The organism is Micromonospora sp. ATLC16, assembly GCF_057196645.1.
The window spans coordinates 1-222 of sequence record NZ_JBXUOW010000212.1 but is presented as its reverse complement, the minus strand read 5'-3'; the positions used below and the strand labels follow the sequence as shown (position 1 = coordinate 222).

Sequence of the window (222 nt, the reverse complement as noted above, 5' to 3'; positions counted from 1 at the left end):
CAGGCCCGCGGACCCAACATCGATCGCCGCACCTACAAAGCCACCACCAGCATCGACGTCATCACCAGCGACCCTTGACCAACCAGCCGCCGCCCTAACTGAACGGCGTTGCGTCTAGATCGTGCAGCCAGTCGGTGATCGCGGCGAACGACGATGCCCCCGCCAGGACCGCGCAGACCGCGACCGCGAGCAGGCCCGACAGCGGATACCGCACCCCACGCG

1 protein-coding gene is annotated in these 222 nt (G+C 68.0%); it reads right to left on the bottom strand.

All coding sequences use genetic code 11. The annotated features are described in order from the left end of the window. Positions 1-94: 94 nt before the first annotated feature. Positions 95-214, bottom strand: a complete 120-nt coding sequence (locus tag AC2CHE_RS27090) for a transposase family protein (protein WP_484507643.1) — start codon at positions 212-214, stop codon at positions 95-97. Between the last annotated feature and the right edge of the window lie 8 nt (positions 215-222).